At 66.9% G+C, this 24,135-nt stretch carries 25 protein-coding genes; 23 read left to right on the top strand and 2 right to left on the bottom strand.

Going from position 1 to position 24,135, the window contains the following annotated elements; all coding sequences use genetic code 11:
- Complete coding sequence (locus VIM12_RS15845) at positions 1-402, bottom strand: hypothetical protein (RefSeq protein WP_331942639.1); 402 nt, start codon at positions 400-402, stop codon at positions 1-3.
- 316 nt (positions 403-718) lie between these two features.
- On the bottom strand, positions 719-1,762 hold the full coding sequence (locus VIM12_RS15840) for an MBL fold metallo-hydrolase (RefSeq protein ID WP_331942638.1): 1,044 nt from the start codon (positions 1,760-1,762) through the stop codon (positions 719-721).
- Positions 1,763-1,921: 159 nt separating this feature from the next.
- On the opposite strand from VIM12_RS15840, the gene VIM12_RS15835 reads away from it, so the two are divergent.
- From VIM12_RS15835 to VIM12_RS15725, 23 genes are all read left to right on the top strand, one after another.
- Positions 1,922-2,362, top strand: a complete 441-nt coding sequence (locus VIM12_RS15835) for a MerR family DNA-binding transcriptional regulator (RefSeq protein ID WP_331942637.1) — start codon at positions 1,922-1,924, stop codon at positions 2,360-2,362.
- A gap of 111 nt (positions 2,363-2,473) precedes the next feature.
- On the top strand, positions 2,474-3,658 hold the full coding sequence (locus VIM12_RS15830) for an isovaleryl-CoA dehydrogenase (RefSeq protein WP_331942636.1): 1,185 nt from the start codon (positions 2,474-2,476) through the stop codon (positions 3,656-3,658).
- A gap of 61 nt (positions 3,659-3,719) precedes the next feature.
- The gene (locus tag VIM12_RS15825; RefSeq protein ID WP_331942635.1) at positions 3,720-4,157 is read left to right on the top strand and encodes a PaaI family thioesterase; all 438 of its coding nucleotides are present in this window, start codon (positions 3,720-3,722) and stop codon (positions 4,155-4,157) included.
- Between the two features lie 48 nt (positions 4,158-4,205).
- Positions 4,206-5,132: a pyridoxal-phosphate dependent enzyme gene (locus VIM12_RS15820; RefSeq protein WP_331942634.1), complete on the top strand. Its 927-nt coding sequence runs from the start codon at positions 4,206-4,208 to the stop codon at positions 5,130-5,132.
- 8 nt (positions 5,133-5,140) lie between these two features.
- Positions 5,141-6,934: a bifunctional isocitrate dehydrogenase kinase/phosphatase gene (gene aceK, locus VIM12_RS15815; RefSeq protein WP_331942633.1), complete on the top strand. Its 1,794-nt coding sequence runs from the start codon at positions 5,141-5,143 to the stop codon at positions 6,932-6,934.
- A 15-nt stretch (positions 6,935-6,949) separates the two neighbouring features.
- Complete coding sequence (locus tag VIM12_RS15810) at positions 6,950-8,134, top strand: acetyl-CoA C-acetyltransferase (protein ID WP_331942632.1); 1,185 nt, start codon at positions 6,950-6,952, stop codon at positions 8,132-8,134.
- 66 nt (positions 8,135-8,200) lie between these two features.
- Positions 8,201-8,869: an SDR family oxidoreductase gene (locus tag VIM12_RS15805; RefSeq protein WP_331942631.1), complete on the top strand. Its 669-nt coding sequence runs from the start codon at positions 8,201-8,203 to the stop codon at positions 8,867-8,869.
- Positions 8,870-8,942: 73 nt separating this feature from the next.
- Positions 8,943-10,073: an acyl-CoA dehydrogenase family protein gene (locus VIM12_RS15800; RefSeq protein WP_331942630.1), complete on the top strand. Its 1,131-nt coding sequence runs from the start codon at positions 8,943-8,945 to the stop codon at positions 10,071-10,073.
- The gene (locus VIM12_RS15795) at positions 10,070-10,465 is read left to right on the top strand and encodes a rhodanese-like domain-containing protein (RefSeq protein WP_331942629.1); all 396 of its coding nucleotides are present in this window, start codon (positions 10,070-10,072) and stop codon (positions 10,463-10,465) included. Before VIM12_RS15800 ends, VIM12_RS15795 begins: the two co-directional genes overlap by 4 nt.
- Positions 10,465-11,118 carry an HAD family hydrolase gene (locus tag VIM12_RS15790; RefSeq protein ID WP_331942628.1) on the top strand — a complete coding sequence of 218 codons (654 nt, stop codon included), beginning with the start codon at positions 10,465-10,467 and terminating at the stop codon, positions 11,116-11,118. The genes VIM12_RS15795 and VIM12_RS15790 overlap by 1 nt, the downstream gene beginning before the upstream one ends.
- On the top strand, positions 11,115-11,507 hold the full coding sequence (locus tag VIM12_RS15785) for a YchJ family protein (protein ID WP_331942627.1): 393 nt from the start codon (positions 11,115-11,117) through the stop codon (positions 11,505-11,507). Before VIM12_RS15790 ends, VIM12_RS15785 begins: the two co-directional genes overlap by 4 nt.
- 6 nt (positions 11,508-11,513) lie before the next feature.
- The gene (locus tag VIM12_RS15780) at positions 11,514-13,121 is read left to right on the top strand and encodes a carboxyl transferase domain-containing protein (protein WP_331942626.1); all 1,608 of its coding nucleotides are present in this window, start codon (positions 11,514-11,516) and stop codon (positions 13,119-13,121) included.
- Between the two features lie 2 nt (positions 13,122-13,123).
- Positions 13,124-13,909: an enoyl-CoA hydratase/isomerase family protein gene (locus VIM12_RS15775; protein WP_331942625.1), complete on the top strand. Its 786-nt coding sequence runs from the start codon at positions 13,124-13,126 to the stop codon at positions 13,907-13,909.
- A gap of 21 nt (positions 13,910-13,930) precedes the next feature.
- Positions 13,931-15,256 carry an adenosylmethionine--8-amino-7-oxononanoate transaminase gene (bioA, locus tag VIM12_RS15770; RefSeq protein WP_331942624.1) on the top strand — a complete coding sequence of 442 codons (1,326 nt, stop codon included), beginning with the start codon at positions 13,931-13,933 and terminating at the stop codon, positions 15,254-15,256.
- Complete coding sequence (bioF, locus tag VIM12_RS15765; protein ID WP_331942623.1) at positions 15,253-16,437, top strand: 8-amino-7-oxononanoate synthase; 1,185 nt, start codon at positions 15,253-15,255, stop codon at positions 16,435-16,437. The genes bioA and bioF overlap by 4 nt, the downstream gene beginning before the upstream one ends.
- Complete coding sequence (gene bioD / locus VIM12_RS15760; RefSeq protein WP_331942622.1) at positions 16,434-17,144, top strand: dethiobiotin synthase; 711 nt, start codon at positions 16,434-16,436, stop codon at positions 17,142-17,144. Before bioF ends, bioD begins: the two co-directional genes overlap by 4 nt.
- A gap of 12 nt (positions 17,145-17,156) precedes the next feature.
- A complete protein-coding gene (gene bioB / locus VIM12_RS15755; RefSeq protein ID WP_331942621.1) occupies positions 17,157-18,182 on the top strand; it encodes a biotin synthase BioB in 1,026 nt (341 codons plus the stop codon).
- A 1,002-nt stretch (positions 18,183-19,184) separates the two neighbouring features.
- The gene (locus VIM12_RS15750) at positions 19,185-21,194 is read left to right on the top strand and encodes an acetyl/propionyl/methylcrotonyl-CoA carboxylase subunit alpha (RefSeq protein ID WP_331942620.1); all 2,010 of its coding nucleotides are present in this window, start codon (positions 19,185-19,187) and stop codon (positions 21,192-21,194) included.
- 22 nt (positions 21,195-21,216) lie between these two features.
- Positions 21,217-22,125, top strand: a complete 909-nt coding sequence (locus tag VIM12_RS15745; protein WP_331942619.1) for a hydroxymethylglutaryl-CoA lyase — start codon at positions 21,217-21,219, stop codon at positions 22,123-22,125.
- A gap of 45 nt (positions 22,126-22,170) precedes the next feature.
- On the top strand, positions 22,171-22,770 hold the full coding sequence (locus VIM12_RS15740; RefSeq protein WP_331942618.1) for a uracil-DNA glycosylase family protein: 600 nt from the start codon (positions 22,171-22,173) through the stop codon (positions 22,768-22,770).
- Position 22,771: 1 nt separating this feature from the next.
- A complete protein-coding gene (locus tag VIM12_RS15735; RefSeq protein WP_331942617.1) occupies positions 22,772-23,263 on the top strand; it encodes a YbaK/EbsC family protein in 492 nt (163 codons plus the stop codon).
- A 2-nt stretch (positions 23,264-23,265) separates the two neighbouring features.
- Positions 23,266-23,469 carry a DUF1289 domain-containing protein gene (locus tag VIM12_RS15730; protein WP_331942616.1) on the top strand — a complete coding sequence of 68 codons (204 nt, stop codon included), beginning with the start codon at positions 23,266-23,268 and terminating at the stop codon, positions 23,467-23,469.
- A 27-nt stretch (positions 23,470-23,496) separates the two neighbouring features.
- Positions 23,497-24,132, top strand: coding sequence for a 2-hydroxychromene-2-carboxylate isomerase (locus tag VIM12_RS15725; RefSeq protein ID WP_331942615.1), 636 nt, complete (start codon positions 23,497-23,499; stop codon positions 24,130-24,132).
- Positions 24,133-24,135: the final 3 nt, after the last annotated feature.

Genomic DNA, 24,135 nt, shown 5'->3' with positions numbered 1-24,135 from the left:
CTATTTTTCCCGGTTGAGCCGCACCAGCATGCGGATGAACTCCCGCGCCAGCGTCTGGTGATGCTCGTCGAGCCGCGACAGGTCGTTGATCAGCTTCACGTCCGAGGATTCGAAACGGGACTGGTTGCCGGCTTCGGCGCCGGGTGCCGGTTCCTCACCGCCGAAGCGCAGCCAGTCGGCCGGCACCCCGAGCCAGTGCGCGAGCGTGCGCAGTTTCTCCTGGGTCGGTATGGCTTCCCCGACCAGCCATTTGCGGGCGGCGTGCACCGTGATCGGCCGGCCTTCGAAGCGGATATTGAATTCCCGCGCCAGCTGGGTCGGACTCTCGGGCGAGTAATCCGCATTGCGCAGCGCCTGCTGCAGGCGCTCGCTGAAACTTTCTCTCTCGTTCGCTGGGTTCATGAGCGCGCACTATTCCATGTGATGTCCCGCCAGTCGCCTGGCCGCCGGGACGACTGAATCGGACGTGAAGTGTAAAGTAAATGAAACAGATGCGTGCGACGCTTGCATGACGCCGGCCGGTGGCCGCGGCCCTTGTACTTACGATAAGCGACGCCCGCCAACACGCCAGATCATTTTTTCGATAGAAAGCGCACAGGGCGCGCGGCGCACCTTGAGGGGCGCGCGAGGGCGGGTCAGCGCGGGCGTGCGCGGGCCGCAGCCGACAGCCGGTGAGGGCACGGCCCGACGCCCGGACCGCGCTCCGCGGAGAGGGGGATCAGTCGCCGCGCTGGAAGCGGATGACGCCGTCGGCGCCGACCTTGCGCCCGAGCACGCCGTCGAACCACAGCTTGTGCAGGTGGGACAGGGCCTCGCCCAGCGCAAAGGTCAACTGGTGGGCGTCGAGCGGGCGGCGGAACATGATCGGCACGATGTCGCTGGCGGACTGCGGCGTGGCGCAGGCCTCGACCACTTCCGCCAGCCGCGCCTCATGATGCTCCTGCAACTGCCGGATGCGGGTATGCAGTCCGCGGAACGGCCTCCCGTGCGCGGGCAGCACCAGGGTGTCCGCCGGCAGCCCGCCGAACTTCAGCAGCGAATCGAGATAGAGCTGGACCGGGTTGGCCTCCGGCTCGACCGCGAACACCGACACGTTGGTGGAAATGCGCGGCAGCACCATGTCGCCCGAGATCAGCAGGCCGAGCGCGGCGCAATGGAGCGACGCGTGCTCCGGCGAATGGCCGAAGCCGGTAATCACTTTCCATTCATGCTCGCCGATGCGCAATGCCTGCCCGTCCTGCATGCGGCGGTAGGCGGTGGGGACGGACGGCACCAGGCTGGGGTAGTAGCTTTTGCGGCTGCCAAGCTTTTCCAGCATCTCGGGGTCGCGCAGCCCGTGCCGTTCGAAATGCGGCAGCGCGGCCGTGCCGTCGACGCCCGGCAGGGAGGCGGCCATCATGCGGGCAAAACCGAACTCGCCCGTGGTCATCCAGACCGGCGCGTCCCAGCGCTCCGACAGCCAGCCGGCCAGGCCGACGTGGTCCGGGTGGCAATGGGTGACGATCAGGCGCCGTACCGGCAGGCCGTCGAGATGGGCGGCAAACACGCTGTCCCATCCCGCGCGGGTACTGTCGCTGGCGATGCCGCAATCGACAATGGTCCAGGCATCGCCGTCGCGCAGCAGCCAGAGGTTGATGTGGTCGAGCGCGAACGGCAGGCCCATCCGCACCCACAGTACACCGGGCGCAATCTCGCGCACGCCGCCGTGTTCCGGCAGCTGGTCGGCGAAAGGATAGTCGAGCTGGGCTTCGAGGGGATTCATGCGTGGGCTTTCCTGCGTCGGGTTGGCAAAACGGCATGTTCACATTTCCGCGGCGCGCGCCTACAATAGGCCGGCGCTTTACGTTAACGTAAACTGCAATCGCATACCCAGGATTCTAAACACAAAGTCCCATCACTGCTGACGACGTCCGTACCAGCCATGCCAACCTACACCATCACCGAACTGGCCCGCGAATTCGACGTGACGCCGCGCGCCATCCGTTTCTATGAAGACCAGGGCCTGCTCAGCCCGAAGCGGGAAGGGGCGGGCGGGCGCACGCGCGTCTACAACGCGCGCGAGCGCACCCGGCTGAAGCTGACGCTGCGCGGCAAGCGGCTGGGACTGTCGCTCTCGGAAATCAAGGCGCTGGTCGACATGTACGAGTCGCCGAAGGATACCGAGGCCCAGCTCAAGCGCTTCCTGACGGTCCTGGCCCAGCACCGGGAAACCCTGGAGCGGCAGCGCGAGGACCTGGAAGTGACGCTGGCGGAGATTGCGGCCCACGAGGAAGAATGCCGGCGCCTGATCGAGCAGGGCAAGGCGGGCAAGCCGGGCGGCGCATCCAGGCCGGCGGGACGCAAGCTCAGGGATGCCGCCTGAGCGTCGTCAAACATCGCGATTCCACCGCGTTGCTTTACGTTTACGTAAACGTAAGTTGGCGGTATCATCCGCATCACCGCCGCCCATCCAACGACATCCAGTGAGGACGACATGCTGCACCTGCCCGGCTTGACCTTTGACCATGGCGAGGACATCGCCGCGCTGCGCGAGACCGTGCAGCAATTCGCCCAGGCGGAAATCGCGCCGCGCGCCGCCGAGATCGACCGCAGCGACCAGTTTCCGATGGACCTGTGGAAGAAGATGGGCGAACTCGGCCTGCTCGGCGTGACCGTCGGCGAGGAATACGGCGGCACCGACATGGGCTATCTCGCCCACATCGTGGCGATGGAGGAGATTTCGCGCGCCTCGGCTTCGGTCGGGCTTTCCTACGGCGCGCACTCCAACCTCTGCGTCAACCAGATCAAGCGCAACGGCACCCCGGAACAGAAGGCGAAGTACCTGCCCAAGCTGATCTCCGGTGAGTACGTCGGCGCGCTGGCGATGTCCGAGCCGAACGCCGGCTCCGACGTGGTCAGCATGAAGCTGCGGGCCGACTGGAAAGGCGACCGCTGGGTGCTCAATGGCACCAAGATGTGGATCACCAACGGTCCCGATGCCGACGTGCTGGTGGTCTACGCCAAAAACGACATCGAAGCCGGCCCGCGCGGCATGACCGCGTTCCTGATCGAAAAGGGTTTCAAGGGATTCTCGGTCGCGCAGAAGCTCGACAAGCTCGGCATGCGCGGCTCCCACACCGGCGAACTGGTGTTCCAGGACTGCGAAGTGCCGGCGGAAAACGTGCTTGGCGGACTCGGGCGCGGCGTCAATGTGCTGATGTCCGGCCTCGATTTCGAACGCACCGTGCTGTCCGGCGGCCCGCTCGGCATCATGCAGGCCTGCATGGACGTGGTCGTTCCCTACATCCATGAGCGCAAGCAGTTCGGGCAGCCGATCGGCGAGTTCCAGCTGATGCAGGGCAAGATCGCCGACATGTATTCGACCATGATGGCATGCAAGGCCTATGTGTATGCGGTCGGCCAGGCCTGCGACCGTGCGACCAGTCCGGAGCAGGTGCGCGCGCTGCGCAAGGATGCCGCCGGCGCCATCCTGTATTCGGCGGAAAAGGCGACCTGGATGGCCGGCGAGGCGATCCAGACCCTGGGCGGCAACGGCTACATCAACGAGAATCCGACCGGCCGCCTGTGGCGCGACGCCAAGCTGTACGAGATCGGGGCCGGCACCAGCGAGATCCGCCGCATGCTGATCGGCCGCGAGCTGTTCGCCGAGACCAGATAAGCACAGACCAAGCAAGCAGATGCCGCGCCGTGCCACCGGCGCGGCCCCACCGGAGACCGGCATGCCACTGACTGCCCCCGATCCAGCCTATCGCGACGTCGTCACCCGCGGCTTCCGGGAAGCGGCCTTCCTGGCCGAGCTCGGGATTGCGCTCAGGGATTGCGGGCCAGGCTGGTGCGAGTCGGCGCTGACGCTGGAGGCGCGCCACCTGCAGCACACCGGCGTGGTGCATGCCGGCGTGCTGTCGACCATCGCCGACCACACGGCAGGCGGCGCGGCGATGACGGTGACGCCGGCGGACGGCTATATCCTGACGGTCGAGTTCAAGATCCACCTGCTGCGCGCCGCGCGCGGCGAGTCGTTGTTCTGCCGTGCCACGGTGCTGAAACCGGGCAGGGCCTTCCACGTGGTGGAGTCGGAAGTGTTCGCGGTCAGCGCAGGCGGCAGCACGCTCGTCAGCAAGCTGTCCGGTACCATGGCGGTCCTGCCGCGGGAGTAGTAATCCTACGGTAATGACATTTTTTCAGATCGCCTCCATATTCCAGCCATGACTTCGCTCCACATTTCCACACCGCTGCTCCGCCATGACGGACTGTCCGCCGCGCTCGGCAAGAACGTGCTGCTGAAGATGGAAAACCTCCAGCCTTCGGGTTCCTTCAAGCTGCGCGGCATCGGCCGCATGTGCCAGCGCGCGGCCGGCGGCGGCATCCGGCACTTCGTCTGTCCGTCCGGCGGCAACGCGGGATTCGCCGCCGCGGTGGCCGGCCAGGCGCTGGGCCTGCGCACCACCATCGTGGTGCCGCAAACCACCCATGAAACGGTGCGCCGGCGCATACGCGACATCGGCGCCGAGGTCCTGGTACATGGGGCGGTGTGGGACGAGGCCAATGAATACGCACTGCGGCTGTGCGAGGCGCCGGACGTGATGTACGTGCCGCCGTTCGACCATCCCGACATCTGGGACGGCAACGCGACCCTGATCGACGAGGCGGCGCGGCAGGGCGAATTCGACGTCGTTGTCTGCTCGGTCGGCGGCGGCGGCCTGATGAGCGGCATCCTCGAAGGCCTGCATCGCAACAGCCTCGCCCATGTGCCGCTGATCGCGGTCGAGACCGACGGCGCCGCCTCCCTGCATGCCGCGGTGCGGGCCGGGGAGCTGGTCAGCCTGCCGGCCATCACCTCGATCGCCGGCACCCTCGGTGCGCGCCGGGTGGCGCAGCAGGCGTTCGACTGGACCCGCCGCCACGACGTGCGCAGCGTGGTGGTCAGCGACGCGCGGGCTGTCGCTGCCTGCCGCCGCTTCGCCGACGACATGCGCACCCTGGTCGAGCCCGCCTGCGGCGCAGCGCTGGCGGTCGGCTACGACAGCTTGCCGGAACTGCAATCTTTCTCGCGGCCACTGTTCGTCGTCTGCGGCGGCATCGGCGTGGATTTGGCTAAACTGGAGGACTGGAAAGTCCAGTTCACGCTCTGACCGCCGCCATGCCCCAGACCGCCTTCCCCAAGCTCCTGTCCTCGCAGATCGCGTTCGACATCGCGCGCACCATCCTCGATGGATTCGACAAGCACTACCGGCTGTTCCGGCAGGCCAGCCAGGATGCGCGCCGCTTCTTCGAGCGCGGCGACTGGAAGGCCGCGCAGCGCAACGCGCGCGAGCGCATCGCCTTCTACGACACCCGTGTGCAGGAATGCGTGCACGTGCTGGAGGACGAGTATTCCCAGGACGAGATCGGCGACGAGGTCTGGCGCGAAGTGAAGCTGCATTACATCGGCCTGCTGGTCAACCACAAGCAGCCCGAGCTGGCGGAGACCTTCTTCAACTCGGTATGCTGCAACATCCTGCACCGCTCGTACTACCACAACGATTTCATCTTCGTGCGTCCGGCGGTCTCGACCGAGTACCTGGAAACCGACGAGCCGCAACCGACCTACCGCGTCTACTACCCGGCCACCGACGGCTTGCACTACACGCTCAGGCGCATCATCACGAACTTCCAGCTGACGCCGCCGTTCGCCGACCTCGACCGCGACGTCGGCTTCGTGGAGACGCGGATGCGCGCGATGTTCGGCACCGAAATGCTGGAGCCGAACCACCAGATCCAGGTGCTGTCCAGCCTGTTCTACCGCAACAAGGGCGCCTACATCGTCGGCAAGTGCATCAACGGCAACCGCGTGTTCCCGTTCGTCGTGCCCATCCTGTACAACCGCAAGCGGGAACTGGTGCTCGACACCGTGCTGTTCGATCCGACGCTGATCACGGTGCTGTTTTCGTTCACCCGCGCCTACTTCATGGTCGACATGGAGGTGCCGTCGGCTTATGTGCATTTCCTGCGCACGCTGATGCCGTACAAGCCGCGCAGCGAGATCTACACCATCCTCGGGCTGCAGAAGCTGGGCAAGGCGGCGTTCTACCGCGACTTCCTGCACCACCTGAAGCATTCCTCCGACTGCTTCGAGGCGGCGCCCGGCATCCGCGGGCTGGTGATGGTGGTGTTCGCGCTGCCGTCCTTCCCGTACGTATTCAAGGCGATCAAGGATTTCTTTCCGCCACCGAAGGACACCACCCGCGCCCTGGTCAAGGAAAAGTACCTGCTGGTGAAGTACCACGACCGCGTCGGCCGCATGGCGGACACGCTGGAGTACTCGAACGTCGCCTTCCCGCGCGCGCGATTCTCGTCCGAACTTCTGGCGGAGCTGAAGGAAGTCGCGCCGTCGATCGTCGAGGAAGAGGGCGACGAGATCATCGTGAAGCATGTGTACATCGAACGCCGGATGACGCCGCTCAACATCTGGCTGGCCGAGGCCGAGAAGCGCGGCGACCATGCGGCCATGGAGCACGGCATCGTCGAGTACGGCAACGCGATCAAGGACCTGGTGGGCGTGAACATCTTCCCCGGCGACATGCTGTACAAGAACTTCGGCGTCACCCGCCACGGCCGGGTCGTGTTCTACGACTATGACGAGATCGAGTACATCACCGACTGCAATTTCCGGGCGATCCCGACGCCGCGCAACGAGGAAGACGAGATGGCCAGCGAACCCTGGTATCCGGTCGCGAAGAACGACGTGTTCCCGGAGCAGTTCGGCACCTTTTTGCTCGGCAATCCGCAAGTGCGCAAGTATTTCATGAAGCACCATGCTGACCTGCTCACCCCACAGTACTGGCAGAACGCCAAACAGCGAATCCTGGATGGCCATGTTGAAGACGTATTTCCGTATCCGCAGGAATTGCGATTCAGTTACAAACCATTCAATCCCGCAGCCCAGGCTGCATGACCCTTGGAGACCCTAATGAACAACGATCCTATTGTCATCGTCGGCGCAGCCCGCACCCCGATGGGCGCCTTTCAGGGCGATTTTTCCGCGCTGACGGCAGCCGAACTGGGCGCGGTCGCGATCCGCGCCGCCGTCGAGCGCGCCAACCTGGAGCCGCAGCATGTGAACGAAGTCCTGTTCGGCAACTGCCTGATGGCCGGCCAGGGCCAGGCGCCTGCGCGGCAGGCGGCGATCAAGGCCGGCATTCCGGTGTCCGCCGGCGCCGTCACCCTGTCCAAGATGTGCGGCTCGGCGATGAAGGCCGCGATGTTCGCATTCGACTCGCTGGTGGTCGGTACCAATGACGTGGTCGTCGCCGGCGGCATGGAGTCGATGACCAATGCGCCCTACCTGATCCCGAAGGCGCGCGGCGGCTACCGCATCGGCCACGGCATGATGTACGACCACATGATGCTGGACGGACTGGAGGATGCCTACGAGCGCGGCCGTTCGATGGGCACCTTCGCCGAGGAGTGTGCGGCCAAGTACCAGTTCACCCGCGAGGAGCAGGACGCCTACGCGATCGAGTCGGTGAAGCGCGCGCAGGCCGCGACCACCAGCGGCGCGTTCAAGTGGGAAATCGCGCCGGTCACCGTGGCCGCCAAGGGCGGCGAGGTCGTCGTGGACAAGGATGAAGGCCCGCTCAAGGCCAAGCTCGACAAGATCCCGGCGCTGAAGCCGGCCTTCAAGAAGGACGGCACCATCACCGCCGCCTCCTCGTCCTCGATCAACGACGGCGCCGCCGCGCTGGTGATGATGCGCGAATCGACCGCGAAGAAGCTCGGCTGCAAGCCGATCGCCCGCGTGCTCGGCCATGCGACGCATTCGCAGGAGCCGAACTGGTTCACCACGGCGCCGGTCGGCGCGATCGAGAAGCTGTACAAGAAGCTCGGCCTCACCACCAGGGACGTGGACCTGTTCGAGATCAACGAAGCCTTCGCGGCGGTGCCGATGGCGGCGATGCGCGAGCACGGCATCGACCATGCGAAGGTCAACATCCACGGCGGCGCATGCGCGCTCGGCCATCCGATCGGCGCCTCCGGCGCGCGCATCATCGTGACCCTGATCGGCGCGCTGCAGAAGACCGGCGGCAAGATGGGCGTCGCGGCGCTGTGCATCGGCGGCGGCGAAGGCACCGCAATGGCGATCGAGCTGGTCTGATCGAGGCAGCAACGGGCGGGGCACAATGCGCCGCCCGGCACCTGACGGTACTGGAAGGAGAACGGCATGCCTACCGCACTCATCATCGGCGCCTCGCGCGGCATCGGCCATGAATTCGTTCGGCAACTCCGCGGCGACGGCTGGAAGGTGTTCGCCACGGCGCGTGACGACGCCGGGCTGCAGGCGCTGCACGACCTCGGCGCGCAGGCGCTCAAGCTGGATGTGACAAAGCCGGAATCGATGGCCGGTCTCGGCTGGCAGCTGGACGGCGAGAAGCTCGACCTGGCCGTCTACGTGGCCGGCGTGTACGGCCCGCGCAAGCAGGAACGCAACGCGCCGACAGTGCAGGACTTCGACCAGGTCATGCACACCAACGTGCTGGGCGCGATGCAGGCGATACCCATGGTCGCGCCGATGGTCGAGGCCGCGCAGGGCAAGTTCGCCTTTATCAGCAGCGGCATGGCCGGCATCACCGAGGCGTCGTCAAGCTATGGCTGGCTGTATCGGGCGTCCAAGGCGGCCCTGAACATGGTGGTGAAGACCGCCGCCTTCGACTACCCGGGTGCAGTGTGCGTCGCGCTCTGCCCCGGCTGGGTCCGTACCGACATGGGCGGGGAGAACGCCACCATTTCCGTCGAGGAGAGCGTGGGCGGCCTGCTGAAGGTGATCGGCGGGCTGGAGGCAAAAGATAGCGGCAGCTTCCGCAACTACGTCGGCAAGCACCTGGCCTGGTAAGGGCTGGCCGCAAATACAACAACAGGCGCCCGCCACAAGCGGGTGCCGACAGGGACATCCACCGGGACACGACATGGTTCTATCCGAACAGCACCAGATGATCCGCGACGCAATGCGGGAATTTTCCGAAGAACTGCTGGCGCCGAATGCCGCGCGCTGGGACAAGGAACACCACTTTCCGAAGGAGGCGCTGGAGGGCCTCGCGCAGCTCGGCGCGTTCGGCGTGGCGGTGCCGGAAGAGTTGGGCGGCGCCGGCCTCGACTATGTGTCGCTGGCGCTGGTGCTGGAGGAAATCGCGGCCGGCGACGGCGGCACCTCCACCATCATCTCGGTCAACAACTGCCCGGTCTGCAGCATTGCCATGGCCTATGCCAACGATGCGCAGAAGGAGCAATGGCTGAAGCCGCTGGCGCGCGGCGAGATGCTCGGCGCCTTCTGCCTGACCGAGCCGCATGTCGGCAGCGACGCCTCGGCGCTGCGCACGACCGCGACGCGCGACGGCGACCACTACATGCTGAACGGCGTCAAGCAATTCATCACCAGCGGCAAGCATGCGGATGTGGCGATCGTGATGGCGGTCACCGACAAGGCGGCCGGCAAGCGCGGCATCAGCGCGTTCTGGGTGCCGACCAGCACGCCCGGCTACATCGTGGCTCGGCTGGAGGACAAGCTCGGCCAGCATTCGTCCGACACCGCGCAGATCCTGTTCGAGAACTGCCGCATTCCGGCGGCCAACCTGATCGGCGAGGAAGGGCAGGGCTACAAGATCGCGCTGTCCGGACTGGAGGGCGGGCGCATCGGTATCGCCTCGCAGGCGGTCGGCATGGCGCGCGCGGCCTTCGATGCGGCGCTGGCCTACGCCAAGGAGCGCACCTCCTTCGGCAAGACCCTGTTCGAGCACCAGGCGGTGCAGTTCCGCCTGTCCGACATGGCGACGCAGATCGAGGCCGCGCGCCAGCTGATCCTGCACGCGGCGAGCCTGAAGGATGCCGGCAAGCCCTGCCTGAAGGAAGCGGCAATGGCCAAGCTGTTCGCTACCGAGATGGCGGAGCGGGTCTGCTCGGACGCGATCCAGGTCCACGGCGGCTATGGCTACGTCAGCGATTTCCCTGTGGAGCGCATCTACCGCGACGTGCGCGTCTGCCAGATCTACGAAGGCACCAGCGACATCCAGAAAATCCTGATCGGGAGGGCGCTCGCATGAAGAAGGGTTACCGGCAACTGGTCGATGAAGCGATGGCGCAGGTGAAGACCTACAGCGTCGAGGAAGCCCGCGCCAGGCTCGACGATCCGAACGTGCAGTTCGTCGACGTGCGCGACGTGCGCGAGCTGGAGCGCGAGGGCGTGATCCCCGGCGCCTTTCCCGCGCCGCGTGGCATGATCGAATTCTGGGTCGATCCCGACTCGCCTTACTTCAAGCCGGTGTTTGGCGAGAAGAAGGAATTCATTTTCTTCTGCGCCGCCGGCTGGCGCAGCGCATTGACCACCAAGACCGTGCAGGACATGGGCATGGAGAACGTTGCCCATATCGAGGGCGGCTTCGGCGCATGGAAGGCCGCCGGCGCGCCGGTGGCGGAAAAGACAAAGAAGGCGTAATGGCACGTTTCGACATGGTCGCATTCGATTGCGACGGCGTACTGGTGGACAGCGAGCTGGCGACATGCAAGGTGCTGGCCGCGATGCTGTGCGAGCTCGGCTGGAACATCACGCTGCAGGAGACCTACAGCGCATTCGTCGGCCGCCTTGTGCGGGACGAGATCCCGATGATCGAACAGCGGATAGGCCGGCCCGCGCCGCCCGATTTCTACCAGCAGTTCGTCGCGCGTCGCAATGCCGCGCTGGCCCAGGGTGTCGCGCCGGTGCGCAACGTCGCGGCGGCGGTCGAACGCCTGCATGCGGCGGGCATGAAGTTCTGCGTCGCCAGCGGCGCCGACCGGCCCAAGATGGAGCTGACGCTGGGCAAGACCGGGCTGCGGCCCTGGTTCGAGGGCAGGATGTTCAGCGGCATGGAAGTCGCGCGCACCAAGCCGGCGCCGGATGTCTACCTGCAGGCAGCGCAGGTGATGGGCGTGGCGCCGGAGCGTTGCCTGGTGGTGGAAGATACGCCGACCGGCATCACCGCCGCACGCGCGGCCGGCATGACGGTGTACGGCTATGCCGAGCTGATGGATGCGCAGTTGTTGCTGGAGGCTGGCGCCGAGCGGGTGTTCGACGACATGGCGCAGCTGCCTGCCCTGGCTCTGGCATGAAGACGACCGCAAGCGCCGCCTGCCCCTGCGGCGGCAAGGATTACGCCGCTTGCTGCGGCCGATACATTGATGACGGCGAGCTGCCGCAGACGGCGGAGCAGCTGATGCGGTCGCGCTACACCGCCTACACGCGGCGCGACGAGGCCTACCTGAAGCACACCTGGCACCCGGAGACCCGCCCTGCGGAAGATCTGACGCAGGACGACGGCGGCAAGTGGCTGGGACTGGAAGTGCGCAGGCATGAGCAGGACGGCGACTCCGCCATCGTGGAGTTCGTCGCACGCTACAAGGTGGGCGGGCGCGCCCATCGCATGCATGAGGTGAGCCGCTTCCGCAGGGAAGGCGGCAAATGGTTTTACGTGGACGGCAGTTTTCCAGAAGGCAGATAACAACAGATGACTATCCTCGAATCCAAGCTCAATCCGCGCGCGGAGGACTTCCGCGCGAATGCCGCGGCAATGCAGAAACTGGTGGACGACCTGAAGGCCAAGGTGGAACAGATCGCGCTCGGCGGCGGCGAAGCCGCGCGCGCCAAGCACACTGCGCGCGGCAAGCTGCTGCCGCGCGACCGGGTGCAGATGCTGCTCGACCCGGGCACGCCTTTCCTCGAGCTGTCGCAGATGGCGGCCTACGGCATGTACGACGACGCCGCGCCGGCGGCCGGCATCATCACCGGCATCGGCCGCGTGGCCGGGCAGGAATGCGTGATCGTCTGCAATGACGCCACCGTCAAGGGCGGCACCTACTACCCGGTCACGGTCAAGAAGCACCTGCGCGCGCAGGAGATCGCCGACCAGAACAACCTGCCCTGCATCTACCTGGTCGACTCCGGCGGCGCCAACCTGCCGAACCAGGACGAGGTGTTCCCCGACCGCGATCACTTCGGCCGCATCTTCTACAACCAGGCCAACATGTCGGCCCGGGGCATACCGCAGGTTGCGGTGGTGATGGGTTCCTGCACCGCCGGCGGCGCGTATGTGCCGGCGATGAGCGACGAATCCATCATCGTCAAGGAGCAGGGCACCATCTTCCTCGGCGGCCCGCCACTGGTAAAGGCGGCGACCGGCGAGGTGGTGAGCGCGGAGGACCTGGGCGGCGGCGACGTCCACACCCGGCTGTCGGGCGTGGCCGACCACCTGGCGCAGGACGACCTGCACGCGCTGTCGCTGGCGCGCACTATCGTCGGCAACCTGAACCGCCAGAAGCCGCAGCAGGTGCTGCTGCGCGAACCGGTGCCGCCGAAGTACGACGCGCAGGAACTGTACGGCGTGATCCCGACCGACACCCGCAAGCCCTTCGACGTGCGGGAAGTGATCGCGCGGGTGGTGGACGGCAGCGCCTTCGACGAGTTCAAGGCGCGCTATGGCACCACGCTGGTGTGCGGCTTCGCACACATCTTCGGCATGCCGGTCGGGATCATCGCCAACAACGGCATCCTGTTCTCGGAGTCGGCGCTCAAGGGCGCGCACTTCATCGAGCTGTGCTGCCAGCGCAAGATCCCGCTGGTCTTCCTGCAGAACATCACCGGCTTCATGGTCGGCCGCAAGTACGAGAACGAAGGCATCGCCCGCAACGGCGCCAAGATGGTGACCGCGGTGGCGACGGCATCGGTGCCCAAGTTCACGGTGATCATTGGCGGCAGCTTCGGCGCCGGCAACTACGGTATGTGCGGCCGCGCGTATTCGCCGCGCTTCCTGTGGATGTGGCCCAACGCGCGCATCTCGGTGATGGGCGGCGAGCAGGCGGCGGGCGTGCTGGCCACCGTCAAGCGCGACGGCATCGAGGGCAAGGGAGGCAGCTGGAGCGCCGCGGAGGAAGAGGCGTTCAAGGCGCCGATCCGCGAGCAGTACGAGCTGCAGGGGCATCCGTATTACGCGACCGCGCGTCTGTGGGACGACGGCGTCATCGACCCGGCCGACACCCGCATGGTGCTCGGGCTCGGACTCAGCGCGGCGCTCAACGCGCCGATCCCGGAAACCAAGTTCGGCGTGTTCAGGATGTAATCATGGAATTCCAGACCCTCAACGTAACCACGGAAGGCCGGGTGGCGACCGTCACCCTCAACCGGCCCGACGTGCGCAACGCGTTCAACGAGACCACCATCGCCGAGATCACCGGCGCCTTCCGCGCGCTGGGCGCGTCGGCCGAACTGCGCGCGATCGTGCTGGCAGCGAACGGCCCGGCGTTCTGCGCGGGCGCCGACCTCAACTGGATGAAGAAGATGGCCGCCTATACCCGCGAGGAGAACCTGGCGGACGCGGCGCAGCTGGCGGAAATGCTGCGCACCATCTACACCTGCCCCAAGCCGGTGCTGGCGAAGGTGCAGGGCGACTGTTACGCCGGCGGCATGGGACTGGTGGCGGCATGCGACATCATTGTTGCCGCAGAGACAGCCAATTTCTGCCTGAGCGAGGTAAAACTCGGTCTTATTCCTGCGACAATCTCGCCCTACGTGATCCGCGCCATGGGCGAAAACGCCTCGCGCCGCTACTTCCTGACTGCGGAGCGTTTCTCCGCGCAGGAGGCGCACCGCATCGGCTTCGTGCACCAGCTTGCACCCGCCGCCGAACTCGATGCCGCCGTGACGGGCATCCTCAAGTCGCTAGCCGGGAACAGCCCGAACGCAGTGAAGGAAGCCAAGCGCCTGGTGCAGGACATCGCCGGTGCGCCGCTGACGGCGCACCTGATCGCCGACACGGCACAGCGGATCGCGGACATACGCAGCTCGGACGAAGGCAAGGAGGGCGTGAAGTCGTTCCTGGAGAAAGCTAAGCCGGGCTGGTTGAGCTGAACCCTCATCCTGGAGCCGCCATTGAGCCACACCGAACAATCCGCCTGGGTCGCACGCAGCCTGAAAAGCGTCTGGCATCCGTGCACGCAGATGCAGCATCACGAGCGCATGCCGCTGATCCCGGTCAGCCATGGCCGCGGCGCCTGGCTGTACGACCGCCAGGGCAAGCGCTATCTCGACGCGATCAGTTCCTGGTGGGTCAACCTGTTCGGCCATGCCAATCCGCGCATCAATGCCGCGCTGCGCGAGCAGCTCGACCTGCTCGAGCATGCGATGCTGGCCGGCTTCACCCATGAGCCGGTGGTGCGGCTGTCGGAGCAGCTGTCGGCGATGACCGGCGGCGTGCTCGGCCACGCGTTCTATGCATCCGACGGCGCCTCGGCCACCGAGATCGCACTCAAGATGAGCTTCCACTACTGGCGCAACAGCGGTCGCGCCGGCAAGCGCGAATTCGTCTGCCTGCAGGGCAGCTACCATGGCGAGACGGTGGGCGCGCTGGCGGTGACCGACGTTGCGCTGTTCCGCGACGCCTACGGCCCGCTGCTGCGGCAGGCCCATGTCGTCGCGTCGCCTGATGCGCGCCAGGCAGCCGACGGCGAAAGCCCGGCAGATGTTGCACGCCGTGCCGCCGGCGCGCTGGAGGAACTGCTGCAGCAGCGCGGCGACAGCATCGCCGCCATCATCCTCGAGCCGCTGGTGCAATGCGCGGCCGGCATGGCGATGCACGATCCGCTGTATCTGCAGTTGGTGCGCGCATTGTGCGACCGCTACCAGGTGCACCTGATCGCCGACGAGATCGCCGTCGGCTGCGGCCGCACCGGCAGCTTTTTCGCCTGCGAGCAGGCCGGCATCTGGCCCGACTTCATCTGCCTGTCCAAGGGCATCAGTGGCGGCTACCTGCCGCTGTCGCTGGTGATGACGCGCGACGCCATCTACCAGGCCTTCTACGACGAGGACATCACCCGCGGTTTCCTGCATTCGCATTCCTATACCGGCAATCCGCTCGCCTGCCGCGCCGCGCTGGCGACGCTGGCCATCTTCGAGGAAGACGACGTGCTGCGCCGGAACCGCCAACGGGCGGACAGCATGACGCGCGCGCTGGCGCCGCTGGCCGGGCATCCGCGGGTAAGCCATTTCCGCCAGCGCGGCATGATCTGGGCCTTCGACGCCGTGGACGCCGACGCCGGCTTTGCGCGCCGTTTCTTCACCGAGGCGCTGCAGCAGGAACTGTTGTTGCGGCCGATCGGCAGGACGGTCTACCTGATGCCGCCCTACATCCTCGACGAGGAGGAGACCGCGCTGCTGGCCTCCCGCACGCTCGCCGCCTTCGACAGGACGCTGGCATGAGCGCACTGATCGCCGGACTGGCGCAGTCGCTGCGCGCGCTCGACCAGCACGGCCTGCGGCGCCGGCTGCGCACCGCGGAAACCCCGTGCGCGCCGCAGATGACGGTGGACGGCCACCCGCTGCTGGCGTTCTGCAGCAACGACTACCTCGGCCTCGCCGCCCATCCGGCCGTGGTCGAGGCGCTGCGCGAGGGCGCGGCAAGGTATGGCGCGGGCAGTGGCGCCTCGCACCTGATCAGCGGGCATTCCCGCGCCCACGTCCTGCTGGAGGAAGCGCTGGCGGCATTCATGTCACCGTCGATCGCGCAGGCGCGCGCGCTCTACTTCTGCACCGGCTACATGGCCAACCTGGCACTGCTGTCGGCGCTCGGCGGCCGCGACGCCGCCTTGTTCTCCGAGTCGCTCAACCATGCGTCGCTGATCGACGGCGCCCGCCTGTCGCGCGCCGAGGTGCAGGTCTACGCGCATGGCGACGTCGCGGCGCTGGCGCGTCTGCTGCAGGCAAGTACCGCCAGCCGCAAGCTGGTGGTGACGGACAGCGTGTTCAGCATGGACGGCGACCTTGCGCCGCTCGCCGCGCTGCAGGCGCTGTGCGAGCGGTACGACGCCTGGCTGGTGATCGACGACGCGCACGGTTTCGGCGTGCTCGGCGCGCACGGTCGCGGCGCGCTCGAACACTGCGGCGTGCGCTCGCCCAATGTCGTCTACATGGGCACGCTCGGCAAGGCCGCCGGCGTGGGCGGCGCATTCGTCGCCGCCCACGAGACCGTGATCGAATGGCTGGTGCAGCGCGCCCGGCCCTACATCTACAGCACCGCGACGCCGCCGGCGCTGGCGCATGCGCTGCTGGCCAGCCTCGCCATCATTGCGGGGCACGAGGGCGCCGAGCGCCGCACCCACCTGCGCGCGCTGGTCGCCGAACTGCGCGCGTCGCTGTCGCTGCGCCGCTGGCGGCTGCTGCCGTCGGAGACACCGATACAGCCGGTGGTGATCGGAACCAACAGCGACGCGCTGGATGCGGCGGCAGCGCTGCATGCGCAGGGCCTGTGGGTACCGGCGATCCGGCCGCCCACCGTGCCGAAGGAGACGGCGCGGCTGCGCGTCACGCTGTCGGCCGCCCATCGCATGCAGGACGTCGCCCGCCTGGCGCAGGCGCTCAACACGCTGGAGGCTGCCGCATGAGCATTCCGGCCTGGTTCGTCACCGGCACCGACACCGAGATCGGCAAGACCCTGGTGACCTGCGCGCTGCTGCACGGCCTGGGCCGGCGCGGGTTGCGCGCCGCCGGCATGAAACCTTTCGCTGCCGGCATGGAATGGCGCGGCGACGGCTGGCATAACGAGGACGTCGACGCCATCGCCGCTGCCGCCAGCCTGTCGCTGCCACGGGCGCTGACGACGCCCTTCCTGCTGCGCGACGCGGCGGCGCCGCACCTGGCCGCGGCCGGCGAGGGGATCGCGCTGCGCATTGCGCCGGTGCTGGATTGCTACCGGCAAGCGGCGGCGCAGGCGGATGCCGTCGTGGTGGAAGGGGTCGGCGGCTTTTGCGTACCGCTGAATGAAGAAGAGGACACGGCCGACCTGGCGCAACAGCTGGCGCTGCCGGTGATCATGGTGGTCGGCCTGCGGCTCGGCTGCCTGAGCCACGCGCTGCTGACGGCGCAGGCGGTCGCGGCGCGCGGGCTCACGCTGGCCGGCTGGGTCGCCAATACGGTCGATGCCGGCATGCGCCATCTCGACGCCAATGTAGAATCCCTCGCCGCGCGACTGCCGGCCCCGCTGCTCGGCCGCATCCCCCGCCTGGCCGCGCCGTCGCCGGCCGAGGCCGCCGCACATCTCGATTTTGCACGCCTGCCGGGCTGGCCGCAGGGCCGCCCCGGGCATCACTGAAGAAGGAAACCCATGTCCGTTCATGCCATTCCGTTCCGCGAACTCCGCACTCCCGCCGCCGCCCGCGCCGAAGCCGAAAAAGCCTGGCCGGTGGACAAGGTGCTGGACCTGTTCAACCTGCCGTTCAACGAGCTGATGTTCCGCGCCCAGCAGGTGCATCGCCAGCATTTCGATCCGCAGGAAGTGGAGCTGGCGACGCTGCTCTCGATCAAGACCGGCGGCTGCCCGGAGGATTGCGGCTACTGCCCGCAGGCGGCGCGCTACGACACCGGCGTGCAGGCGCAGAAGCTGCTGGAACTGGAACAGGTGCTGGCCGCCGCCCGCGCCGCCAAGGAGCACGGCGCGACCCGCTTCTGCATGGGCGCGGCCTGGCGCGGCCCCAAGGATCGCGACCTCGACCATGTGGAAGCGATGGTGCGGGGCGTCAAGGAACTCGGGCTGGAAGCCTGCGCCACGCTCGGCATGCTGGAAGACGGCCAGGCGGAGCGCCTCGCCGCCGCCGGCCTCGACTACTACAACCACAACCTCGACACCGCGCCCGAGTTCTACAACAACATCATCACCACCCGCGACTACGAGAACCGGCTCGATACCCTGAACAAGGTGCGCGGCGCCGGCATCAAGGTCTGCTGCGGCGGCATCGTGGGCATGGGCGAATCGCGCCGCCAGCGCGCCGGCCTGATCGCCCAGGTCGCCAACCTTGACCCGTATCCGGAGTCGGTGCCGATCAACCACCTGGTGCAGGTGGCGGGCACGCCGCTGCACGGGCTCGATCCGCTCGATCCGCTGGAATTCGTGCGCACCATCGCGGTGGCGCGCATCACCATGCCGAAGGCGCGGGTGCGGTTGTCGGCGGGGCGCCGGGAACTTGGGGAAGCGGTGCAGGCGATGTGCTTCCAGGCGGGGGCGAATTCGATTTTTTATGGGGACAAGTTGCTGACGACCGGGAATCCGGATGCGGAGGCGGATAGGGTGTTGCTGGAGAAGTTGGGGATGCGGGTTAAGCATACTGAGGTGAGTGCGGGAATGGCGGAGTAATACGGGGCACGACGATGGTTTCTCCGCGCGCATGTCTGGAGGCTCGTCTGCCGGTCTTTCTTCGGTGCCCCGGTGCTGTTGCCACTCCGTGGGGACTAGCCGGGACTCGCCCCGGCGGGCGACCTACTTCTTTGCTTCGCCAAAGAAGTAGGCAAGAAAGGCGACCCGAATGCTTGCCCCCTTCGGGGGTGCCCGGAAAAGAGGCAGGCCGCGCGGGAAGCGGGGCAAACTCGCCTGCGGCTCACACAAGCCCCACTTCTTTATCCGCGAGACCAACCTCTTTTCCGGCTGCGCAAACGGGAACGGCAAAACCAAACCATCCCCTCCCTGACCCTCCCCTTGAAGGGGAGGGAATTGGTCAAGGTCTTGCCGGCGGCATCGGGTGCTTCAAGCAGCGCACTTCTTTGTTGTTTGCGCATCGGCGTTGGATTGTCCTTCCCTTTAAGGTAAGGGATGGTGTACGGACGTTGTGGAAGTTGCGTTTCCCCTCGGCGCAGCCGCCGAAGAACTGGGTGTCGCAGACAAAGAAGCAAGACTGCGTCAGCTAAAGTCCCGCTGCCCGCACATTCGCGACAGATTGCCCTTCCCTTCAAGGTAAGGGTCAGGGTAGGGATGGTGTGGGAGTTGAAGTCCCCCTTGGCGCAGCCGCAAAAGAGGCGGGTCACGCGGATAAAGAAGCGGGGCTTGTCTGAGCCGAAGGCGAATTTGCCCCGCTTCCCGCGGGACTCGTCTCTTTTGCGGGAACCCCGAAGGGGCAAGCCTTGGGGTCGTCTTTCTTGCCTACTTCTTTGACGAAGCAAAGAAGTAGGTGGCCCGCCGGGGCCAGTCCCGGCTAGCACCCGCGGAGTGGAAGCAGAACCGGGGCATCGAAGAGAACAATGCAGCAATACCGTACGAACGCAAAGACACGCACCGAAGCAGCGACAAGTACCTAGACACACAGCAGCAAAGAACAGCAGCAAGACCGAAAGAACCAAGACAGACCCCAAAAGGAGACCCGTTGTGTTCACAAAAATCCTGATAGCCAACCGCGGCGAAATCGCTTGCCGGGTTGCCGCCACCGCCCACCGCCTCGGCATCAAGACCGTCGCGGTGTATTCGGAAGCGGATGCCAATGCCAAACATGTTGCGGTATGCGATGAATCGGTCCTGATCGGCCCGGCGCCGGCCAAGGAAAGCTACCTGCGCGCCGACAAGATCATCGAGGTCGCGCTGGCCACTGGCGCGCAGGCCATCCATCCCGGCTACGGCTTCCTGTCCGAGAACGAGGACTTCGCCGAGGCCTGTGCGAAAGCCGGCCTGGTCTTCATCGGACCGCCGGCGTCGGCCATCCGCGCGATGGGTTCGAAGTCCGCCGCCAAGGCATTGATGGAAACTGCGGACGTGCCGCTGGTGCCCGGCTACCACGGCGACAACCAGGACGCGTCCTTCCTGCAGCAGCAGGCCGACCGCATCGGCTACCCGGTGCTGCTCAAGGCCTCCGCCGGCGGCGGCGGCAAGGGCATGCGCATCGTCGAGAAGAGCGAGGATTTCAAGGCGGCGCTGGATTCCTGCAAGCGCGAGGCAATCAACAGCTTCGGCGACGACAAGGTGCTGGTGGAGAAATACTTGACCCGGCCGCGCCATATCGAGATCCAGGTGTTCGCCGATACCCGCGGCAACTGCGTCTACCTGTTCGAGCGCGATTGCTCGGTGCAGCGACGCCACCAGAAGGTGCTGGAGGAAGCGCCGGCGCCGGGCATGACGCCGGAACGGCGCCGCGCGATGGGCGAGGCGGCGGTGGCGGCGGCCAAGGCGGTCGGCTATGTCGGCGCCGGCACCGTGGAATTCATCGCCAACCAGGACGGCAGCTTCTACTTCATGGAGATGAACACCCGCCTGCAGGTCGAGCATCCGGTCACCGAGATGATCACCGGCCTCGACCTGGTCGAATGGCAGTTGCGGGTGGCGGCCGGGGAGCCGTTGCCGAAGAAGCAGGATGCGCTGCGCATCCACGGTCATGCGCTGGAAGCGCGGATTTATGCGGAGAACCCGGAGAAGGGCTTCCTGCCGTCGATCGGCACGCTGCGCCACCTGCACACGCCGCCGGCGGTCAACTTCGAACTTGGCAAGGGCGTGGCCGAGGGCCGTCCGGCGGCGATCCGCATCGATTCCGGCGTGCGTGCCGGCGACGCCATCTCCCCGTTCTACGACCCGATGATCGCCAAGTTGATCGTCTGGGGCGAGGACCGCGCCGAAGCGCTGGCCCACATGTCGCAGGCACTGGCCGACTACCAGGTGGTCGGGCTGGCGACCAACGTCGCTTTCCTCAAGCGCCTGGTCGAAAGCGGGCCGTTCTCGCAGGCCGACCTCGACACCGGACTGATCGAGCGGAACCGCGACGCGCTGTTCCCGGCGCCGCAGGCGGCCACGCTGCCGGTGCTGGCGCTGGCGGCGGCATCGCTGCTCGCGGCCGAGCGCCACAGCGCGGCCAATGATCCCTGGGCCGACACCAGCGGCTGGCGCATGAACGGACAGCTGGTGCGCAGCCTCGACTTCGGCGACGACGCCGGCCGGCATCTGCTGCGCATCGGCTACGCGCGTGACGGCTGGCGCGCCGGCTACGACGGACGCGACGCGCTGATGACGCTGGTCGCCGAGGATGGCGGCCAGCTGGTGATCAAGCTCGACGGCGCGACCGTGCGCGGCACGGTCGTGCGCGACGGCGACAAGTTCCATGTGTTCACCGGCGGCGCGCACTACCCGCTCGACTATAACGACCCGCTCGCACACGCCGGCGAGGCCGAGGCCGAGGGCGGCCGCCTGACCGCGCCGATGCCCGGCAAGATCGTCGCGGTGCTGGCCGAGAAGGGCAGCACCGTGGAGAAGGGCACGCCGCTGCTGATCATGGAAGCGATGAAGATGGAACACACGATCGCCGCGCCCGCCAACGGCACGGTCGAGGACCTGCTGTACGCGGTCGGCGACCAGGTGGCCGAGGGCGCGCAGCTGCTGGCCTTCAAGGCCGCCTGATCGAAACAGAAAAGGAAACATCATGTCCCTGCCCACCAAGGTAAAGCTGGTCGAGGTCGGCCCGCGCGACGGCCTGCAGAACGAGAAGGAAACCATTCCCGCCGAGGTCAAGGTCGAGCTGGTCGACCGCCTCACCGACGCCGGTTTCGCCAACATCGAAGCCGCCTCCTTCGTGTCGCCCAAGTGGGTGCCGCAGATGGCGACCTCGGCCGAGGTGATGGACCGGATCCGCCGCAAGCCCGGCGTCGTCTACTCCGCCCTCACGCCCAACATGAAGGGCTTCGAGGCGGCGCTGGCGGCGAAGGCCGATGAAGTGGTGATCTTCGGCGCCGCGTCGGAAGCCTTCTCCCAGCGCAACATCAACTGCTCGATCGCGGAATCGATCGAACGCTTCCGCGACGTCGCGCAGGCGGCGAAGCAGAACCAGGTGCGGCTGCGCGGCAGCATCAGCTGTTCGTTCGGCTGCCCCTACCAGGGCGGCGTGGCGCCGGCGGCGGTGGCGGACGTGGTGCGCCGGCTGCGCGACCTCGGCTGCGACGAGATCGACATCGCCGACACCATCGGCGTGGCCACCCCGGCCGGCATCCGGGCGGTGTACGAGGCGGTGGCGAAGGAATACCCGCTGTCGCAGCTGTCCGGCCATTTCCATGACACCTATGGCCAGGCCCTGGTCAACATCTACGCGGCGCTGGACGTGGGCGTGAGCATCTTCCATTCGTCGGTGGCCGGCCTGGGCGGCTGCCCGTATGCCAAGGGCGCCACCGGCAACGTCGCGACCGAGGATGTGCTGTACATGCTGCGCGGCCTCGGCATCGAAACCGGGATCGACTTCGACAAGGTGGTCGACGCCGGGCAGTTCATCTCGCAGCACCTGGGACGCAAGGCGGCCAGCCGGGCCGGCAATGCGATCGCGGCGAAGCGGGCAGGGTAGGACGGCCGGCAGCCGCGGCGGTGCGACGCGGCCGGAACGACGGACATGACAGGCAATAAAGGAAAGCCTTTTCCCATCCTGCTGGAGGAGATCCGGCAGTGCACGCTGTGCGCGCAGCACTTGCCGCACGGGCCGCGGCCGGTGGTGCAGGCATCGCCCGCGGCGCGGCTGCTGATCGTCGGCCAGGCGCCAGGGCGGCGCGTGCACGAAACCGGCATTCCCTGGAACGACCCGTCCGGCGACCGCCTGCGCGACTGGCTGCAACTGGACCGGGACGCGTTCTATGCTCCCGAAAGGGTGGCAATCGTTCCGACCGCCTTCTGCTATCCCGGCAAGGGCGCCAGCGGCGACCTGCCGCCGCGCCCGGAATGCGCGCCCGCGTGGCATCCCCGGCTGATGTCCGGCATGCCGCAGCTGCGGCTGACGCTGCTGGTCGGCTGGCATGCGCAGAAATTCTATTTGCGTGAGAATGCGAGGGGTACGCTCACCGAGACCGTCGCGGCCTACGAACAATACCTGCCGCGCTTCCTGCCGCTGCCGCATCCCAGCCCGCGCAACCAGGCCTGGTGGAAAGCCAATCCCTGGTTCGAGCGCCTGCTGCTGCCGGTGCTGCGGGAACGCGTCGCATCGATCATGAAGGACTGACATGCAAGCTGAAGCACCACTGCCCGACACCGCGCGCCGCGTGGCCGAACTCCTGCGGGAGCTCGGCCACGACAAGCCGGTCGTGATGCTGCCCGAAACCGGCAAGACCTCGGCGGAGGCCGCCGCCGGCCTCGGCTGCAGCGTCGCCGAAATCGCCAAGTCCATCGTCTTCCGCCGGCTCGCCGACGATGCGCCGGTGATGGTGGTCGCGAGCGGCGCCAACCGTGTCGACGAGCAGAAGGTCGCCGCGCTGGTGGGGCCGCTCGGCCGTGCCGATGCCAGGTTCGTGAAGACCCGCATCGGCTACGCGATCGGCGGCGTCTGCCCGCTCGGCCACCTGGAGAAGACCGTGATGCTGATCGACGAGGACCTGCTGAAGCTGGACAGCGTGTGGGCCGCCGCCGGCCATCCGCATGCGGTGTTCAACCTGACGCCGGCACAGCTGCGTGCGCTGACCGGCGCACCGGTCGCCGACGTCGCGCTGCGCAACTGACGATGATCGATTTCGATCCGCTTCGCGATCCCGGCCCGGTGCCGTCGCCGTGCATCAGCATCTGCCGGATGCAGCCGCAGACGGGGCTGTGCGAAGGCTGCCTGCGTACCATCGACGAAATCGTGGCCTGGGGCGGCGCATCCGAGGAAACCAAGCGCGCGGTGTGGACCGAGATCCACCGGCGCCGGCAGGCGGCATTCGACTAACGGCAGGCCCACCACAGGAGCAAGCAGATGTCCGGGAAAAAGACCATCGACTGGTATTTCGACTTCATCTCCCCGTTCTCCTACCTGCAGGCGGAGCTGCTGCACACGCTGCCGGCGGACACCGAACTGCGCTACCGGCCGGTGCTGCTGGCCGGCCTGCTCGACCACTGGGACAACAAGGGCCCGGCGGAGATCGCGCCCAAGCGCACCTGGACCTTCGAGCATTGCGCCTGGCTGGCGCACAGGCAGGGCATCCCGATCACCATGCCCGGCCATCATCCGTTCAATCCCCTGCCGCTGCTGCGCCTGTTCATCGCTGCCGGCGGCAGCGCGCAGGCCATGCGCCGGATCTTTCATTTCGTCTGGCGCGAAGGCCGCCTGCCGACGGACGAAGCGCCATTCCGCGCGCTGCTGCAGGAACTGCGGGTCACGCCGGAGATGCTCGGCAGCGACGAGGTCAAGCAGGCATTGCGCCGCAACGGTGAGGCGGCGATCGCCGCCGGCGTATTTGGCGTGCCGACGGCGGTAGTGGATAATCGCTGCTTCTGGGGGCTGGACGCCACCGACATGCTGCAGGCCTGGCTGCGTGGCGACCCGTTCTTCCAGTCGTCCGCGTTCCTCGGCGCGCAGACCCTGCCACCGGGCATCCAACGTAAGAAATAGACA

The organism is Noviherbaspirillum sp. (assembly GCF_036563305.1).
Taxonomy (GTDB): Bacteria; Pseudomonadota; Gammaproteobacteria; order Burkholderiales; family Burkholderiaceae_D; genus Noviherbaspirillum.
The sequence above is the reverse complement of the archived record's forward strand: the minus strand, read 5'-3'. Positions and strand labels throughout refer to the sequence as shown.

Excerpts from the sequence above, each read along its gene's own strand:
- VIM12_RS15845 (WP_331942639.1), bottom strand. The coding sequence starts at position 402 with ATGAACCCAGCGAACGAGAGAGAAAGTTTCAGCGAGCGCCTGCAGCAG.
- VIM12_RS15840 (WP_331942638.1), bottom strand. The coding sequence starts at position 1,762 with ATGAATCCCCTCGAAGCCCAGCTCGACTATCCTTTCGCCGACCAGCTG.
- VIM12_RS15835 (WP_331942637.1), top strand. The coding sequence starts at position 1,922 with ATGCCAACCTACACCATCACCGAACTGGCCCGCGAATTCGACGTGACG.
- VIM12_RS15830 (WP_331942636.1), top strand. The coding sequence starts at position 2,474 with ATGCTGCACCTGCCCGGCTTGACCTTTGACCATGGCGAGGACATCGCC.
- VIM12_RS15825 (WP_331942635.1), top strand. The coding sequence starts at position 3,720 with ATGCCACTGACTGCCCCCGATCCAGCCTATCGCGACGTCGTCACCCGC.
- VIM12_RS15820 (WP_331942634.1), top strand. The coding sequence starts at position 4,206 with ATGACTTCGCTCCACATTTCCACACCGCTGCTCCGCCATGACGGACTG.
- aceK (WP_331942633.1), top strand. The coding sequence starts at position 5,141 with ATGCCCCAGACCGCCTTCCCCAAGCTCCTGTCCTCGCAGATCGCGTTC.
- VIM12_RS15810 (WP_331942632.1), top strand. The coding sequence starts at position 6,950 with ATGAACAACGATCCTATTGTCATCGTCGGCGCAGCCCGCACCCCGATG.
- VIM12_RS15805 (WP_331942631.1), top strand. The coding sequence starts at position 8,201 with ATGCCTACCGCACTCATCATCGGCGCCTCGCGCGGCATCGGCCATGAA.
- VIM12_RS15800 (WP_331942630.1), top strand. The coding sequence starts at position 8,943 with ATGGTTCTATCCGAACAGCACCAGATGATCCGCGACGCAATGCGGGAA.
- VIM12_RS15795 (WP_331942629.1), top strand. The coding sequence starts at position 10,070 with ATGAAGAAGGGTTACCGGCAACTGGTCGATGAAGCGATGGCGCAGGTG.
- VIM12_RS15790 (WP_331942628.1), top strand. The coding sequence starts at position 10,465 with ATGGCACGTTTCGACATGGTCGCATTCGATTGCGACGGCGTACTGGTG.
- VIM12_RS15785 (WP_331942627.1), top strand. The coding sequence starts at position 11,115 with ATGAAGACGACCGCAAGCGCCGCCTGCCCCTGCGGCGGCAAGGATTAC.
- VIM12_RS15780 (WP_331942626.1), top strand. The coding sequence starts at position 11,514 with ATGACTATCCTCGAATCCAAGCTCAATCCGCGCGCGGAGGACTTCCGC.
- VIM12_RS15775 (WP_331942625.1), top strand. The coding sequence starts at position 13,124 with ATGGAATTCCAGACCCTCAACGTAACCACGGAAGGCCGGGTGGCGACC.
- bioF (WP_331942623.1), top strand. The coding sequence starts at position 15,253 with ATGAGCGCACTGATCGCCGGACTGGCGCAGTCGCTGCGCGCGCTCGAC.
- bioD (WP_331942622.1), top strand. The coding sequence starts at position 16,434 with ATGAGCATTCCGGCCTGGTTCGTCACCGGCACCGACACCGAGATCGGC.
- bioB (WP_331942621.1), top strand. The coding sequence starts at position 17,157 with ATGTCCGTTCATGCCATTCCGTTCCGCGAACTCCGCACTCCCGCCGCC.
- VIM12_RS15745 (WP_331942619.1), top strand. The coding sequence starts at position 21,217 with ATGTCCCTGCCCACCAAGGTAAAGCTGGTCGAGGTCGGCCCGCGCGAC.
- VIM12_RS15740 (WP_331942618.1), top strand. The coding sequence starts at position 22,171 with ATGACAGGCAATAAAGGAAAGCCTTTTCCCATCCTGCTGGAGGAGATC.
- VIM12_RS15735 (WP_331942617.1), top strand. The coding sequence starts at position 22,772 with ATGCAAGCTGAAGCACCACTGCCCGACACCGCGCGCCGCGTGGCCGAA.
- VIM12_RS15730 (WP_331942616.1), top strand. The coding sequence starts at position 23,266 with ATGATCGATTTCGATCCGCTTCGCGATCCCGGCCCGGTGCCGTCGCCG.
- VIM12_RS15725 (WP_331942615.1), top strand. The coding sequence starts at position 23,497 with ATGTCCGGGAAAAAGACCATCGACTGGTATTTCGACTTCATCTCCCCG.